Origin of the sequence: Rhodococcus sp. AQ5-07, assembly GCF_009707305.1 — a bacterium.
Taxonomy (GTDB): domain Bacteria; phylum Actinomycetota; class Actinomycetes; order Mycobacteriales; family Mycobacteriaceae; genus Rhodococcus_F; species Rhodococcus_F erythropolis.
Genome location: NZ_CP046099.1, coordinates 2,937,263 through 2,951,422, shown reverse-complemented (window position 1 = coordinate 2,951,422; position 14,160 = coordinate 2,937,263). Strand labels below are relative to the sequence as shown.

The window sequence follows — 14,160 nt, the reverse complement described above, 5'->3', positions numbered from 1 at the left end:
GTACACCTGATTCGTAACCTCATCGACAAGGACAGAACATGCCTTCCATCACTCCCTGTTTGTGGTTCGACAACCAAGCAGAAGAAGCAGCGAACTTCTACATCTCGGTGTTCGGTTCCGGGCAGATCCTGGGAATCGAAAGATACGTCGAGGGATCGCCTTCCGGAATGCCGGCGGGATCGGTGATGACCGTCAGCTTCGAGCTCGGCGGTCAGCGATTCACCGGATTGAACGGCGGACCGATGTTCACGTTCTCGGAAGCAGTGTCGTTCGAGATTCCGTGCGTCGATCAGGCTGAGGTCGATCACTACTGGTCCAGGCTGACCGAAGGTGGGGAAGAGGGCCCGTGTGGATGGGCCAAGGACAAGTTCGGATTGTCCTGGCAGGTAGTCCCGAATCGTCTTCTCGAACTGATGAAGGATCCGGATCGGGCCAAGGCACAACGCGCCACGGACGCGATGATGAAGATGAAGAAGATCGACATCGCGGAGCTCGAACGGGCCGCAGGCGCATCCTGAACACGATCTGGCCGATGGGCGACAGTCTTCGTTAGCTGATGCTAGCCTTCCCTAATTCTCGCTGGAGCGTTGGAGGAGTGCTGGTAACCATGCGAATCAAAGTCTCTCGAATGAAGATTGCAGTCACGGCCTTGGCGGCCTCGCTCGCCGTCGCCGGGCTTGCCGGCTGCAGCAGTGACAGCGCTGACGCACCCGCGGAGGCGGGAGCAACCGTCTCGACCATGTTCGGCGACGTCGAGGTCCCGGCCAACCCGCAGCGCGTCGTCGCGCTCGGTTGGTCGGACGCCGAGACGGCACTTGCCCTCGGAACACAGCCGGTCGGTGTCGCGGACTGGATGGCGTTCGGTGGCAAGGGCGTCGGACCCTGGATTGCGGACGAGTTCACCACAGACCCGAAGATCCTCGGAACCATGGACCTGAGCGTCGAGGACGTCATTGCTCTCGACCCGGACCTGATTTTGTGGACGAGAAGCGACAACACCCAGGCCACCTACGACAAGCTCAGCGCCATCGCGCCGACGGTCGGGCCGCCGCCGGGTCTGGCCACTGCGTACGGGACGACGGTCGAGCAGCAGACCGAACTCGTCGCGAAGGCTCTCGGCAAGGAAGCAGAAGGAAAGGCGCTACTGTCCGGCCTCGACGCCAAGTTCGACGCTGCAATTGCCGCCAATCCGAGCTTTGCGGGTAAGACAGCGGCCGTCGGCGCCTACAGTTCCGACGGTTACGGCGCGTACGTACCCGGCGACGCACGCGCAGACTTCATGACGCGCCTCGGCTTCACGATCCCGACGGCGATCACCGAAAAAGCCACCGGAAACTTCTACATCCCGGTCGCCAACGAGAACCTGAACTTGTTCGACGCGGATCTCACGGTTCTGTTTCCGATCTTCCTCGACAGCAGTGCGTTTGCGAACGATCCGCTGCTGCGCGCAATCCCGTCGGCCCAGGAGGGACATCTGTTGATCCTCGATGACCCGGCACTCGTCAATGCGTTCTCGAGTGGCTCGGTACCGGGGTTGACCTACGCAATCGACAACGCCGTTCCGAAGTTTGCGAGCACGCTCGGCGCCTGATCAGAGGTGTTTCGGGACCTGCCCGTCACTGTGAGCGTGTTCGCAAACAGTGGCGGGCAGTTCTCATGCGTCAGTACACTGGAAAAAGTGAACTTTCAGCTAACGAGCGGCGGCCCAGTGGAGATCGCTCCAGTGGAGATCGAAGCGACCGCTCCTCGTTTTCCGCGGATGCATGCATACGTGGATATCGCTGTTGTGATCGTGGTGCTGGTGGGAACCAATCTGATCGCGCATTTCACTACCGCCTGGGCAAGCATCGCGACGGTACCCATCTCTGCTCTCGTCCTGTTGGCGCTCACCAAGCGCCGGGGAATGGGGTGGGCGGAATTGGGGCTGTCCCCTCGTGACCTGCGGCGAGGTTCGAAGTACGCGCTTGCCGCCGTCGGCCTGGTCCTGACGGTTGTCGCCGTCGGCGCGTTGCTTCCGCTCACACGTCCTTTCTTCATGGCGGATCGCTACGCCACTATTTCCGGCGCGATCATCGCGTCGATGATCGTGATCCCGCTGCAGACCGTCATTCCCGAAGAGTTGGCTTTCCGTGGCGTCCTGCACGGCACGTTGAACCGGGTCAGTGGATTCCGCGGCGTCGCCGCTGCCGGTTCTCTGATGTTCGGACTTTGGCACATCGCGTCGTCGATGGGTTTGACCAGTGGTAACGAAGGGCTGTCCGGCTTTCTCGGTACCGGAGTCGTCGGCCAGGTCGCCGGCATCCTCGGAGCTGTTCTCGCCACCGCTGCGGCCGGTCTCGTATTCACCTGGCTTCGTCATCGCAGCGGCAGCCTGATTGCGCCGATTGCTCTGCATTGGTCGTTGAATGGTGCAGGTGCACTGGCTGCGGCTCTTGTTTGGCATGCAACTCTTGCTTGATCCCAATATCTGACAAAAAGGACAGCATTCGCCGCGCGGCGCCGGGTAGTTTTGTGCTTTGCTCAGTAAGTGACGCACCTTCATCGAGGCCATGTCTTCCACATTTCCGGTCGTCCGACGGTTGAGGATGCGGCGCAGTCGCTCGTCTCGATCCCCGACGGCGTCTTGGCGATCGACGATGCCGGAACGATCGTCTACTGCGGAGAATTCGAATTGCTCCCCGGAGACCTCGCGGGCGGCGAAATTCACGATCATCGACCGGGTTTCCTGCTGCCCGGATTCGTAGATGCCCACATTCATTTCCCTCAGACCTACGCCGGCGATGCGTACGGCGGCGGCCAACTCCTCGAGTGGCTCGACCTGTGCGTCTTTCCCTCCGAATCGAGATTCGCTGATCCGGAGTTCGCCCAGCACGCTGCCGAGGCCTTCTGCGCTCGCCGAATCGCCACGGGAACCACGGCCGCGATGGTGTTCGGATCGGCCTTCCCGCATGCACAGGACGCGTTGTTCTCGGAAACTCTGAAACGCGGCCTTCGAGTGGTCAGCGGCCGCGGGATTCAGACCACCGGCCCGGCCTCCGCTGCCGCGCTGATCACCTCGGAAGAGGACGCGATCAGACTCACCCGCGAGGAGATCGACAAGTGGCACGCGGCCGACACCGGCGACGTGAACACCGCACTCATTCACGTTGCAGTGGTTCCCCGCTTCTCCCTCGCGGTGACAACACGGACGCTGAAAGACTTGGGGGAGCTGTACGACTCCGTCCGTGACAGGGGCGTCTACTTCCACAGTCACCTCAATGAGAACAATCGGCCCGGAACCGGCGAGGTCGCAACCACACTTGCCGAGTACGAGGTCGAGACCTATCTCGACACGTACGACGGCAAGTTCCTCCCCGGCTCACAGGTCGGCGGAAAGAGCTTTCTGGGTCCGCGCGCGATACTCGCGCACTCGGTGCACTGCCAGGACTCCGAACTCGCACGAATGGCCGAGACCGGAACCTCGATCGCACATTGCCCGACGTCCCAGCAGTTTCTCGGCTCAGGCACCATGCCGTGGAAGCGAACCGTTGCGTCAGGGGTCAACATCGCGATCGGATCGGACTTCGGCGGCGGCGACGAGTGCCTGCTCACCCGAGTCCTCGGCGACGCCTTCAAGGTTCATATCTCCGAAGCCGGCGACGACGGAGTGTCGATGCACCCCGCCGAACTGCTGTTCACCGGAACACTCGCCGGTGCTCGCGCGCTGGACATGGAGAACCGGATCGGTAACTTCGACGAGGGCAAAGAGGCCGACTTCCTGGTGATCGATCCCTACGGGTGGCCGCCGCTCGCCGGGCTCGTCAACCACGGAACGCGTTCGGATGATCCGATACTCGCCCGCGACCAGACGCTCTTCGGCCTCCTGATGGCGATGCGCGAGCCCGCGATTGCGCACGTATACGTGCAAGGGCGCCGGGTGTCGGGCTGACGTGTCCGCAACCGCCATCACCGGGTATCACCGAACGAGTTCGGGATTCCGGGCGTGGGTCGAGCGTGCGGCCGAGACCGCCGGTCGATTCGACGGCTACCTGAGCTGTGGCATCAGTGATCAACCGGAACCGGTGTCGCACGGCATGTCTGTCACATTCGACAGTGCCGACGATCTTCACCGCTGGCTGGAGTCGGGTGATCGCCGCGATCTCGAAAGAGCTGCTGCGGCAACGGGAATTCTGGCACAGACGAGTGATCTGGTCCTCGTCGACGGAGTTCTGCCGCCGCCCGGTATCGGCGTGTACGACCACGTCGTCGTCGTGGGTAAGGAGAACGAGTTTCTGCGAACGCAACGCCATCTCATCGATCTCAGTTCGCGATTCTCCGGCTACGAATCGGTGATGTTGTTGCGGTCGGTCACCGACTCCACCCAGTGGAAGTCCGTCCTTCGGTTCCGGACCGAGCAGCAATTGGCGGAGTGGATGGCGTCGCCCGAAAGGGCCGCGGCACTGCCGAAACTGCGAGCCGAGTTGGCCGAGGACTTCACCGAGACCACGCGGTCGACACCGTTCGGCACGATTCTGCGCACGGAGAACGGGCAGACCCGTGCGACGCCGAATTGGAAAACGGCGATGATCATCCTGCTCGTTCTCTATCCGACAGTGATGACGCTGTCGCGATTTCTCGGTCCGCTGCTCGACGGGATCGGAGCGCCTCCATGGCTGTCGATGTGGTTGAGCCAGATAGTCAGCGTCGGCGCGATGACGTGGTTCCTGATGCCGACGGTCACCAGGTGGTTCCGCCACTGGCTCGACCCGGTCGACGGCGCCGTTCCCCGCACCAACTGGCGCGGTGGCGCAGCGGTAATTGCGGTGTACGTCGTGACTCTGACGCTCTTCGCCTCCGTGAAGTGGCTGCAGTTCTGGGACTACTTCGACTGAATCCGGCCTCGGCGGAAGTAGGTGAGCGGTCCGAAGAAGTTGACGAAGATGATCGCCGCCCACTTCTTCTTGCTGCCGTTGACCGTGTTGGCAGGGCGTCGCGCCAGGTCGGTCCACGCTGCGATCGCCAACAGGGACTGAATCGTTGCGAGCAGGGCGGCGACGCGGCGCTGCGCGGGTGACAGCTCACTCCAGGATTTCTTTTTTGTGAGGTTCATGAACTCCACTGTGCCCTCGAACGTCCGATTGGTGTCGAGATAGGGCTGCTATCGGTGCCTGGAGTTCCGCAAATCGGTGTGAATAGCGTCACCATGATGACCGCTAGGTACGGTCCCGCGGTCAGTCGGGATGGTCGTTTTCGGCGTAAAGATCTCGCTAACTCGAACTGTGGCTGAATGTTTGCGCCCGGACTAAGCTCGCGTGGCCACATTGCCGCGAGGGATTTGGCCAATCTGCTGGTACGCGCTCTAGCGGGAGCAACGCCCCCTCTGTTAAGTAAGGCTTGCCAATCTTGTGGTCCGCCTACAGGTTTGATGCTGCGAGATAGCTGTTATCGGGAACGATGTTCGGAATACGTCAATAAATCGTCCGTAGGTGACAGTTTGATCACTGCCGGTGGGCGTCACCTGTGTGTATGTCCGTGTCCCGAAGGGGTCGAAATGTAACGTCCCGGACACATTTGGTGTCGCGGAAGTAACGGAAGACCTCTACTCTTATCGCCAGCAGCCACTCACGTGGCGGCAATCCTCTGGACCGTATCTTCGACAGGAGCACATCGCATGAGCAGCGCAGAATTCTCGGATGCCTTCACCTTCCTCAACGACTTCTTCAGCAACGCGTCTGATCTCTTCAGCGCTCTGAGCTTCTTCACCTCGCTCAGCTGATAGCTTCCGGCCGCTAGGCCGACTCAGTGGCCCCCGAAGACGATGTCTTCGGGGGCCACTGTTGTCTGTCTGACTATCTGTCTAGCGTCCAATTTGGTGACAATGTGAGCATTGTTGGCCAAGTGCATGGCGGGGTTGATGTGACTGTGGTGGAATGCGAGCGAAAGAAGATAGCTTGCCTGCCCGCCACTTCCAGCGGGACACGCCGATGATCGGAGCTTTGTGCACGTCTCGCGAAGAAACCTCTTCAAGTACGCAGCGGCTGGATCGGCAGCTGCCGGACTCGCTGCATTGAGCGGTACGACGTCGGTGGCCAATGCCGGTTCGCTGGGGACCCTGCTCGATTACGCCGCCGGTGTGCCGTCCGCTCAGGCAATCAAGGCCGCCGGGTATGCAGGCGCCATTCGATATGTCTCGGATAGGCGCCCGGGAGCCGATTGGATGGTCGGCAAGCCCGTACTGGCGCGGGAAACCGACGCGTTGACGGCGGCCGGACTCCAAGTCGTTTCCTGCTATCAATTCGGCAAGGGCGGAACGGCGGACTGGCGCGGGGCTCGCGAGGCAGGCAAGCGTCATGCTTCCCGTGGCCTCGAACTACACGCTGCGGCTGGTGGGCCGTCCGGTCGGCCGATTTACGCGTCGATCGACGACAACCCGACCAGTACCGAAATCACTACACTGATCTCGCCGTACCTCGAGGGGTGGGCCTCGGTCGTCGGCAACGGAGCACTCGGTATCTACGGAAACACGCGCGTGATCGACGCAATGATCAGCGCCGGCGTCGGAACCTGGTTCTGGCAGCACAATTGGGGTTCACCCGCAGGATATGTGCACCCGAGGGCAAACCTGCACCAGTTCGAGATCGACAAGCGCAAGGTCGACGGCGTCGGCGTGGATCTGAACTCGATCCTCACTCGCGACTACGGGCAGTGGTCGTTGGCCGGCTCGGTCGGGCCGGCCCAACCGGTTGGTTCCTCGTTACCGACAGGATCTATCGCACCATAGCGCCGAATTTGGCGAGCCAGGCCTTGGCGTCATCGGGGAGGGTGCCCGCCGCTTCGGCGGCGAGGCACCATGCTTTTGCCATCGACAGGAAGTTCATCGGGTTGTAGGCGTCTTCTTCGCGAGACCACAATCCGTTGCCGGCGTAATGCAGGATCGTGATGTTGGCGGCTCCGTGCTTGGATCCGTCGCCCGGATCCTCCATCGGGTTGTCGATCTCGCACACGATCCATCCGCGCTGCTCGTCGACGACGAACCAGTTGGCCGGGAATTCGGTCATGCGGTGCCCCGGGAACTCTGTCATCGTGCGAGTGACCCACTTGCGTACAGCTTCTCGGCCATTGAGGGTTCCGAAAGCGTGTTCCACGTAGACGACGTCCTCGGTGAACATGTCCGCGAAGGCGTTCCAATCGCCGGAACGAGTGCACTCGACAACGGTGTTCTGGTACCCCGCGAAGGCGTCTTCGAGTTCGGTACGCGTCCAGGTCATGAAGGGCTCCTCGGTTTGTCGTCGCTTCAGATTAGAACACGTTGCAGAATTGATTGTCGGTGATTCGATGCAGAAGAGTTCTGCGGTACCGTCGTTGACGGGTCGGGGACCCATTATGTGAGAGGGCACCACGTGGAGATCATCATCAATTTCATCTACACACTTTTGTCGAAGTTGCAGACTGGCAGCATCGAAGGCTCTTCGGAGAAGTGAGTCCTCTGCCGGGTTGATTCCCTTACGTGACTTTCTGTTTGGGAATCAACCCGGCGAACACCATCGTCACAGCGGCGGCGGCGATGGAAATCAGGAACGTGGCACGAAACGCCTCGAACGAGGGGATCACTGCGGTGCCGACGGTGATGGTCATTCCGGCCAGAACGACGCTCACGATCGCGGCAGACGTCGACGTGCCGATCGATCGCATCAAGGAGTTCAGTCCGTTCGCGGCTGCAGATTCCGTGATGGGGACTGCTCCCATGATCAGGGCGGGCATGGCCGAGTAAGAGAGCCCGACGCCCGCGCCGATGAACATTCCGGCCACGGCGACCTGCCAGACGCTCGACACCGTGAAATATGCAAAGGCATAACCCAATCCGATGACGAGGGCGCCGAGCATCAGCGTGATTCGTGGGCCACGCCACGCCGAAATGCGAGCGGAGACGGGTGAGAGTGCCATCATGACGAGTCCACCGGGGGCCAGTGCGAGTCCCGCTGCGACCATGGACAGTCCGAGTCCGTAGCCGGTGGACGTCGGTGCCATGAGGAGTTGGGGCAGCGTCAAGGAATTGCCGTACATGGCAAAACCGACGGCGATCGAGGCGAAGTTGGTGAAGAGAACCTGAGGCCGGGCCGATACGCGGAGGTCTACCAGCGGTGCGCTGCGTCGAAGTTCCCACCATCCCCAGACGAGGAAACTGAGAGCGGAAACTGCCAGGAGGCCCAGGGTTTTCGGGTCGCCCCATCCCCAGGTTCCGCCTTTGGTGATGGGGAGTAACAGAGTGATCAGACCAACGGTGAGGCCGAACGCTCCGACGAAGTCGAAGCGTCCCGGGCGTCGTACCGTCGATTCGGGAATCACGAACGCAACCAGTGCGATGCAGATCAACCCGAACGCTGCCGAAGTGACGAAGAGGAAGTGCCAGTTGGCATTCTGAGCGATCACCGCAGCGATCGGCAGTCCGATCGCACCGCCGACGCCGAGGGTGGCGCTCATGACCGCCATAGCTCCGGCCACTTTCTTCGGTGGAAGAACATCACGAATGATTGCTATGCCCAATGGAATTGCCCCGACCGATGCTCCTTGAAGAGCGCGGCCGACAACGAGCACGATCAGTGAAGGTGCGATCGCACAGATGGCCGAGCCCAAAACGACCATCCCGAGACTGACGAGCAGCATTCGCTTCTTGCCGAACATGTCGCCGAGGCGCCCGCTGATCGGCGTGATCACCGCGGCGGCGAGGAGCGTTGCGGTGACCGCCCACGAGGTGTCGGCGGGAGTGGAGTTCAGCAGGTGAGGCAACTGCGGAATGATGGGGACTACCAGCGTCTGCATCAAGGCGACGACGATTCCGCACAGCCCGAGGACAGTGAGTACGGGACCAGAAGGGGCGTAGTTCGTGGCCGTGGTTTTCTTGTCCGGGGATTTCTCGTCGACGCTCGACGAATCTGCGTGAACGGACATTCGGCTCCCGCCATGGCGTGTTCGGTTTCGGTGCGTTCGCCCCAGTGTGCACGCTACACATCGTGTGTATTCTGCACAATATGAGTGTGGATCGGGAACCCGAACTGGTGAATATCGAGTACGAGTTGACCCTGCTCTCGCGCTATCACGCGCTCGCTCAACGGGCGGAACTTCATCTGGACCGGTCCGCGTATCTACTGCTCGGACGACTGGAATTGCAACAACCGATGAGCCTCAAGGAGCTCTCCTGTGCCTTCTCGCTCGATATCTCGACCATCAACCGGCAGATCGGCGCGCTGAGGCGTCAGGGCTTGGTGGAGCGAGTGGAGGATCCGGACGGTGGGCTGGCGCGAAAGGTTCGGCCGACGGTGCAGGGTCTGTCGAAACTTCGTGCAGATCGCGAACATTCGACGGCCGGCGTCGAAAAGGTCTTGCGTGAGTGGACGCCGGAGCAGCGCCTCGCGCTCGGTGACCTACTGCGGCAATTCAATACCTCGGTCGAGTCCTTGGAAGGCCGCGACTGGCCGCGACCGAATCAGGTCTGAGAGTGCGAGACGGACCGCAGCGATCGATCCGGATCGCTCGAATCCGATTCCGGCGCAATGACAACAAGTTTCGGATGTTCCTCAGGTGCTGCGTGATTTCCACGCCAGGAGAGTAGTGACCAGCGTGAGAGGCCGGACAGTGCCGACCCGAGGCTGGCGAACGAGCCCGAACTCAGCACCGACGCCGTAGACCCGATGCTTCCGATGGAGAGGAAAGAGCCGACGCTACCGATCGAGAGGATCGAATACGCCGATCCGATCGAGAGAATGGACCCCTCGGATCGGATGGACAGTATCGATCGACTCGACTTGTGAGACCGTATCGACTGGTCGTCTGGGCTCGATGCCTTGTCTGGACGGCCATGCGTGATGTCCACTCGTAGATGTCCCATCTATCGGGTCTATCACGGTGATCGGAGATGCAAAAGGGACCCGCCGAAATTCGGCGGGTCCCTTTCACGAGACTTCGATCAAGCGACCGCGAACATACCCACGGTCGGGAGGAAGCTGCAGGTGATGCGATCTGCGCCTTCCGGCTGGGTGGTCAGCGAACCGCTGATCACCGAGAGGACGCGTCCCGGACCTGTATCGGCAATAGCCGACAAGGTGGCGGGACCATCCGGGTTGATGCGCGACGCGTTGGTCAGGTTCTGGGTGGCGCTGCGCTGGTTGTCGATGTTGACCCACGTCACGGTCATCGGCACCGGCTGGTCGTCGACGGCGGGAGCCGTTCCGAGAGCGGTGAAGACGAATCCAGCCTGACCGGCAGCGGGGCCGGGAGGAGGCAGGTGAGCCGGGCCCGGAACAGCAAGCGCGGTTCCGACCGAATCGGCGGTGGCCGAGATGCAGCCCTTGCCAAGCGTCGGGTAGAGGAACTGCGCGATGACGGGGGCGTTCTCGTTCGGGATTTCCGGTCCGCCGCCGCCGCTGCCGTCGAGGAAGGTGATGACCTTCTCGAGGGTGGCTTTGATCTCGGGCGGAATGCCGGGGGAGTTCAGGATCGCGCGAGCTTGGTCGAGCAACGCTTGCTGCGGGCCGCCGGCGACGTCAGCCGGACCTGCAGCGGCGCCGATGATGGCGGGCGCAAACGATGCGAGGAACTCGATCGGCACACTTTCGGGTGCGGGCGGTGCTGCCGGATCGGCCATTGCCTGCGCCGGCAATGCCAGTCCTGCTACTGCGGCAATAGCGACGGCGGTGAACGCCTTTCGCATACCTCGGGTTCGAAGCACTGTTTCCCCATCCTTAGTCATACCGCGCGGGCGCCTAGGCGAGCTCCGCGTTTGACGGCTCGAGGGGTCACTCTATGTACAGAGCCCCCGGGTTGTACAGCTGTTCAGTTGCTGAGCAGCTACGCACCGGGGGAGTCTATGGCATGACCGGCCTCGATCGTGATTTACGGCGACCATACCTGTGACTGAAGTGATCTATGTGAAAGTTGATGCAACTGTTACGTCAGATTGCGAGGTTTGTTCACTCGGAGATCAGGCGAAACGGACCGAATCGTCGACGAGTACGTCAATTCGACGAGCAAGGTCGAAGTCCAGTTCCGTGAGACCGCCCGCCGAGTGTGTCGAAAGCGTGTACGTGACCTTTCGCCAGCGAACGTCGATGTCGGGATGATGATCTGCGGCCTCGGCGACTGCCGCGATGCGTTGAAGAAGCGCGATCGCATCCGGGAAAGTCGCGGAATCGACGGTACGAGTGATCGAGCCTGGCGACAGCTGCCAGGCTGGCAGTTCGTCGAGAGCGCTTTGGATCGCGGAGTCGGACAACAAAGTGGCCATACTCCATCATGGTGCGATGAGTGATGTGCCTGCAAGGGATCGCGAAGTTGTCGCCGGTGCGATCTTCCGTGGGGGAAGGCTGCTCCTCGCGCAGCGGACGAGTCCGCCGGCGTTGGCCGGTCGCTGGGAACTGCCGGGCGGGAAGGTCGAGGAGTTCGAAACGCCGCAGGCTGCGTTGGCCCGCGAGTTGCGCGAGGAGCTTGCGGTAGAGGTTCGATGCGGAACAAGAATCGGCGTCGATGTGCAACTGTCGGCCGCGTTGGTCCTGCGGGCGTACCGGGCGGAGTTGGTGTCCGGCGAACCGGTCGCGCTCGACCACGCTCAGTTGGCATGGGTCGATGCCGATGAACTCTTGTCGATGGATCTGGTCGACAACGATCGAGCCTGGATCCCCGAGCTGCTCGAGGAGTTGAGGGCGCTTACGCCGCGCGGGCCTTCTTGAGACCGGCTTTCAGTTCCTTCTTGGATGCGCCCTCGTTCTCGAGCTTCTTCATCCGCATGATGACGACGGGGCACTTGATGCACCGTGTCTTCTTCCGGCAGCACTTCTTTTTCGGCTTGAGCTTCGAGACCTTGCTTGCCTTGATTTTTCCCATGTGACGCTGCGGCTTTCCTGTTTCACTACGGCGGAGAGCCCGCTCTTGGAACGAGGTTAGCGTACCCTTAAACACCTTGTTTCTCCAGGTCGTAATCCTACTCGCTTCAGCGTGGTGCAGATCACTATTGGCTGGTGGGGGCGGTGATAGAGGCCGCACAATGCAGGAGTATCCGCTCGGAGCGAGTAGTATTTACTAGGCCGCGGTGCCTATTCAGGCGATTCGTGCCCTGATTCGGATCACACACTCGTGCAGCGGCCACCAGAAGAGCCGTGCGACTTGACTTTCGCGTGGCCGAATCAACTCAGCCAGGAGAGCCATCGCGTGACCACCACCAGCTTCCGTAACGTTGCCATCGTCGCACACGTCGACCACGGCAAGACCACCCTCGTCGACGCCATGCTTCGTCAGTCCGGCGCGTTCGAGGAGCGCGCCGAGCTGGTCGATCGCGTCATGGACTCCGGCGACCTAGAACGCGAGAAGGGCATCACGATCCTCGCGAAGAACACCTCGGTGCACAAGCGCAACGAGGATGGTTCGGTCACCGTCATCAACGTCATCGACACCCCGGGCCACGCCGATTTCGGTGGCGAGGTCGAGCGCGGTCTGTCCATGGTCGACGGCGTCGTCCTGCTCGTCGATGCGTCCGAGGGCCCGCTTCCGCAGACGCGTTTCGTGCTGCGTAAGGCACTTGCTGCCTCACTGCCCGTCATCTTGGTTGTCAACAAGACCGATCGTCCCGATGCTCGCATCGAAGAGGTTGTCTCCGAGGCTCAGGACTTGCTCCTGGACCTCGCGTCCGATCTCTCCGACGAGGCCGCCGAAGCTGCCGAGCTTGCGCTCGGGCTGCCGGTTCTCTACGCCTCCGGCCGCGAGGGCAAGGCTTCGACGGTGCAGCCCGAGAACGGTCAGGCTCCCGACGCCGAGGACCTCACCGCTCTGTTCCAGGTTCTGATGGAGTACGTCCCGGCCCCCAAGGGCACGGTCGACGCGCCGCTTCAGGCTCACGTCACCAACCTCGACGCGTCGGCATTCCTCGGTCGCCTCGCGCTGGTTCGCATCCACAACGGCGAGCTGCGCAAGGGCCAGACCGTGTCCTGGTGCCGCGAGGTCGACGGCGAGCCCGTCATCACCAAGACCAAGATCACCGAACTGCTCACCACCATCGGTGTCGAGCGTGTTCCCGCCGAGGTTGCGCTTGCCGGCGATATCTGTGCTGTTGCGGGTTTCCCGGACATCATGATCGGCGACACGCTCGCCGACCTCGACAACCCGGTTGCGCTGCCTCGCATCACTGTCGATCAGCCGGCTATCTCGGTCACGATCGGTACCAACACCTCACCGCTGGTCGGCCGCGTCAAGGGTCACAAGCTCACCTCGCGCATGGTCAAGGCTCGCCTGGACCAGGAGCTGGTCGGTAACGTCTCGCTCAAGGTCCTCGACATCGGACGTCCCGATGCCTGGGAGGTCCAGGGTCGTGGAGAGCTCGCGCTCGCCATCCTCGTCGAGCAGATGCGTCGCGAAGGCTTCGAACTGACCGTCGGAAAGCCGCAGGTGGTCACTCAGACTGTCGACGGTAAGATCCACGAGCCTTTCGAAGAGCTGACCATCGACAGCCCCGAGGAGTACCTCGGTGCCATCACTCAGCTTCTGGCCAACCGCAAGGGCAAGATGGTTCAGATGTCGAACCACGGTCAGGGCTGGGTTCGTATGGAGTTCATCGTTCCTTCGCGTGGTCTTATCGGCTTCCGTACGGAATTCCTCACGGATACCCGCGGAACCGGCATCGCCAACGCCGTCTTCGACGGGTACGGCCCCTGGGCCGGCGAGATTCGTGCACGCCACACCGGTTCTCTCGTGTCGGACCGTTCCGGCACAGTGACGCCGTTCGCCATGATCCAGCTGGCTGACCGCGGAACCTTCTTCGTCGAGCCCGGCGCAGACACCTACGAGGGTCACGTCGTCGGTATCAACCCCCGTCAGGAAGACCTCGACATCAATGTCACCCGCGAGAAGAAGCTGACCAACATGCGTCAGTCGTCCGCAGACGTGATGGAGACCCTCGCGAAGCCCATCAAGCTCGAGCTCGAAGCGGCCATGGAATTCTGCTCCGGCGACGAGTGCGTCGAGGTCACCCCCGAGGACGTCCGCGTCCGCAAGGTGCATCTCAATGCAACCGAGCGCGCTCGCGAGCGTTCGCGTAGCAAGTCTCGCGACAAGGCTGCTCTGTAGTCTTTCGTCGGTTACCACCTGACAGGCGGATGTGCCTTTCAGCCGAGTTTTCGGCGGAAAGGTACATTCGCC

The 14,160-nt window shown here is 61.7% G+C and carries 16 protein-coding genes; 9 read left to right on the top strand and 7 right to left on the bottom strand.

All coding sequences use genetic code 11. The features are described 5' to 3' along the window. Positions 1 to 38: 38 nt before the first annotated feature. The 5 genes from GJB56_RS13495 (at position 39) to GJB56_RS13475 (ending at position 4,871) form a co-directional block, all read left to right on the top strand. Positions 39 to 518, top strand: a complete 480-nt coding sequence (locus tag GJB56_RS13495; RefSeq protein WP_042952467.1) for a VOC family protein — start codon at positions 39 to 41, stop codon at positions 516 to 518. Between the two features lie 110 nt (positions 519 to 628). Then, positions 629 to 1,591, top strand: a complete 963-nt coding sequence (locus GJB56_RS13490; RefSeq protein WP_230091189.1) for an ABC transporter substrate-binding protein — start codon at positions 629 to 631, stop codon at positions 1,589 to 1,591. Positions 1,592 to 1,759: 168 nt separating this feature from the next. Further along, on the top strand, positions 1,760 to 2,458 hold the full coding sequence (locus GJB56_RS13485) for a CPBP family intramembrane glutamic endopeptidase (RefSeq protein WP_020908494.1): 699 nt from the start codon (positions 1,760 to 1,762) through the stop codon (positions 2,456 to 2,458). A 69-nt stretch (positions 2,459 to 2,527) separates the two neighbouring features. Beyond that, positions 2,528 to 3,928 (top strand): amidohydrolase family protein, encoded by a 1,401-nt coding sequence (locus GJB56_RS13480; RefSeq protein ID WP_113683154.1) that lies wholly within the window; start codon positions 2,528 to 2,530, stop codon positions 3,926 to 3,928. A gap of 1 nt (position 3,929) precedes the next feature. Beyond that, positions 3,930 to 4,871 carry an antibiotic biosynthesis monooxygenase gene (locus GJB56_RS13475; protein ID WP_113683153.1) on the top strand — a complete coding sequence of 314 codons (942 nt, stop codon included), beginning with the start codon at positions 3,930 to 3,932 and terminating at the stop codon, positions 4,869 to 4,871. Here GJB56_RS13475 and GJB56_RS13470 read toward each other — a convergent pair. Continuing rightward, positions 4,859 to 5,089, bottom strand: coding sequence for a PLD nuclease N-terminal domain-containing protein (locus GJB56_RS13470; RefSeq protein WP_029536799.1), 231 nt, complete (start codon positions 5,087 to 5,089; stop codon positions 4,859 to 4,861). The two genes, GJB56_RS13475 and GJB56_RS13470, sit on opposite strands and share 13 nt — an antisense overlap. An 888-nt stretch (positions 5,090 to 5,977) precedes the next feature. Here GJB56_RS13470 and GJB56_RS13465 point away from each other — a divergent pair. Beyond that, positions 5,978 to 6,760: a DUF1906 domain-containing protein gene (locus tag GJB56_RS13465; RefSeq protein WP_069146332.1), complete on the top strand. Its 783-nt coding sequence runs from the start codon at positions 5,978 to 5,980 to the stop codon at positions 6,758 to 6,760. Here the strand turns inward: GJB56_RS13465 and GJB56_RS13460 are convergent. Continuing rightward, positions 6,747 to 7,247 (bottom strand): nuclear transport factor 2 family protein, encoded by a 501-nt coding sequence (locus tag GJB56_RS13460; protein ID WP_007726289.1) that lies wholly within the window; start codon positions 7,245 to 7,247, stop codon positions 6,747 to 6,749. The genes GJB56_RS13465 and GJB56_RS13460 overlap by 14 nt on opposite strands. Before the next feature lie 235 nt (positions 7,248 to 7,482). Further along, positions 7,483 to 8,928, bottom strand: a complete 1,446-nt coding sequence (locus tag GJB56_RS13455) for an MFS transporter (protein WP_019744532.1) — start codon at positions 8,926 to 8,928, stop codon at positions 7,483 to 7,485. Between the two features lie 80 nt (positions 8,929 to 9,008). On the opposite strand from GJB56_RS13455, the gene GJB56_RS13450 reads away from it, so the two are divergent. After that, positions 9,009 to 9,473 carry a MarR family winged helix-turn-helix transcriptional regulator gene (locus GJB56_RS13450; RefSeq protein ID WP_024487315.1) on the top strand — a complete coding sequence of 155 codons (465 nt, stop codon included), beginning with the start codon at positions 9,009 to 9,011 and terminating at the stop codon, positions 9,471 to 9,473. Here the strand turns inward: GJB56_RS13450 and GJB56_RS13445 are convergent. The 3 genes from GJB56_RS13445 to GJB56_RS13435 all read right to left on the bottom strand — a co-directional run bounded on the left by GJB56_RS13445 (position 9,464) and on the right by GJB56_RS13435 (position 11,260). Next, positions 9,464 to 9,865, bottom strand: a complete 402-nt coding sequence (locus GJB56_RS13445; RefSeq protein WP_021332779.1) for a hypothetical protein — start codon at positions 9,863 to 9,865, stop codon at positions 9,464 to 9,466. The genes GJB56_RS13450 and GJB56_RS13445 overlap by 10 nt on opposite strands. Positions 9,866 to 9,943: 78 nt before the next feature. Then, positions 9,944 to 10,687, bottom strand: a complete 744-nt coding sequence (locus GJB56_RS13440) for an Rv1157c family protein (RefSeq protein ID WP_029255827.1) — start codon at positions 10,685 to 10,687, stop codon at positions 9,944 to 9,946. Positions 10,688 to 10,957: 270 nt separating this feature from the next. After that, positions 10,958 to 11,260, bottom strand: a complete 303-nt coding sequence (locus GJB56_RS13435) for a 4a-hydroxytetrahydrobiopterin dehydratase (protein ID WP_019744528.1) — start codon at positions 11,258 to 11,260, stop codon at positions 10,958 to 10,960. 16 nt (positions 11,261 to 11,276) lie between these two features. Between GJB56_RS13435 and GJB56_RS13430 the strand changes: the two genes are divergently transcribed. Beyond that, complete coding sequence (locus tag GJB56_RS13430; RefSeq protein ID WP_113683152.1) at positions 11,277 to 11,702, top strand: (deoxy)nucleoside triphosphate pyrophosphohydrolase; 426 nt, start codon at positions 11,277 to 11,279, stop codon at positions 11,700 to 11,702. Here the strand turns inward: GJB56_RS13430 and GJB56_RS31395 are convergent. Then, positions 11,680 to 11,856 carry a hypothetical protein gene (locus GJB56_RS31395; protein ID WP_019744526.1) on the bottom strand — a complete coding sequence of 59 codons (177 nt, stop codon included), beginning with the start codon at positions 11,854 to 11,856 and terminating at the stop codon, positions 11,680 to 11,682. The genes GJB56_RS13430 and GJB56_RS31395 overlap by 23 nt on opposite strands. Before the next feature lie 324 nt (positions 11,857 to 12,180). Between GJB56_RS31395 and typA the strand changes: the two genes are divergently transcribed. Then, positions 12,181 to 14,088: a translational GTPase TypA gene (gene typA, locus GJB56_RS13425; RefSeq protein WP_019744525.1), complete on the top strand. Its 1,908-nt coding sequence runs from the start codon at positions 12,181 to 12,183 to the stop codon at positions 14,086 to 14,088. Positions 14,089 to 14,160: the final 72 nt, after the last annotated feature.

Excerpts from the sequence above, each read along its gene's own strand:
- GJB56_RS13495 (WP_042952467.1), top strand. The coding sequence starts at position 39 with ATGCCTTCCATCACTCCCTGTTTGTGGTTCGACAACCAAGCAGAAGAA.
- GJB56_RS13490 (WP_230091189.1), top strand. The coding sequence starts at position 629 with ATGAAGATTGCAGTCACGGCCTTGGCGGCCTCGCTCGCCGTCGCCGGG.
- GJB56_RS13485 (WP_020908494.1), top strand. The coding sequence starts at position 1,760 with ATGCATGCATACGTGGATATCGCTGTTGTGATCGTGGTGCTGGTGGGA.
- GJB56_RS13470 (WP_029536799.1), bottom strand. The coding sequence starts at position 5,089 with ATGAACCTCACAAAAAAGAAATCCTGGAGTGAGCTGTCACCCGCGCAG.
- GJB56_RS13460 (WP_007726289.1), bottom strand. The coding sequence starts at position 7,247 with ATGACCTGGACGCGTACCGAACTCGAAGACGCCTTCGCGGGGTACCAG.
- GJB56_RS13455 (WP_019744532.1), bottom strand. The coding sequence starts at position 8,928 with ATGTCCGTTCACGCAGATTCGTCGAGCGTCGACGAGAAATCCCCGGAC.
- GJB56_RS13450 (WP_024487315.1), top strand. The coding sequence starts at position 9,009 with ATGAGTGTGGATCGGGAACCCGAACTGGTGAATATCGAGTACGAGTTG.
- GJB56_RS13445 (WP_021332779.1), bottom strand. The coding sequence starts at position 9,865 with ATGGGACATCTACGAGTGGACATCACGCATGGCCGTCCAGACAAGGCA.
- GJB56_RS13440 (WP_029255827.1), bottom strand. The coding sequence starts at position 10,687 with ATGCGAAAGGCGTTCACCGCCGTCGCTATTGCCGCAGTAGCAGGACTG.
- GJB56_RS13435 (WP_019744528.1), bottom strand. The coding sequence starts at position 11,260 with ATGGCCACTTTGTTGTCCGACTCCGCGATCCAAAGCGCTCTCGACGAA.
- GJB56_RS13430 (WP_113683152.1), top strand. The coding sequence starts at position 11,277 with ATGAGTGATGTGCCTGCAAGGGATCGCGAAGTTGTCGCCGGTGCGATC.
- GJB56_RS31395 (WP_019744526.1), bottom strand. The coding sequence starts at position 11,856 with ATGGGAAAAATCAAGGCAAGCAAGGTCTCGAAGCTCAAGCCGAAAAAG.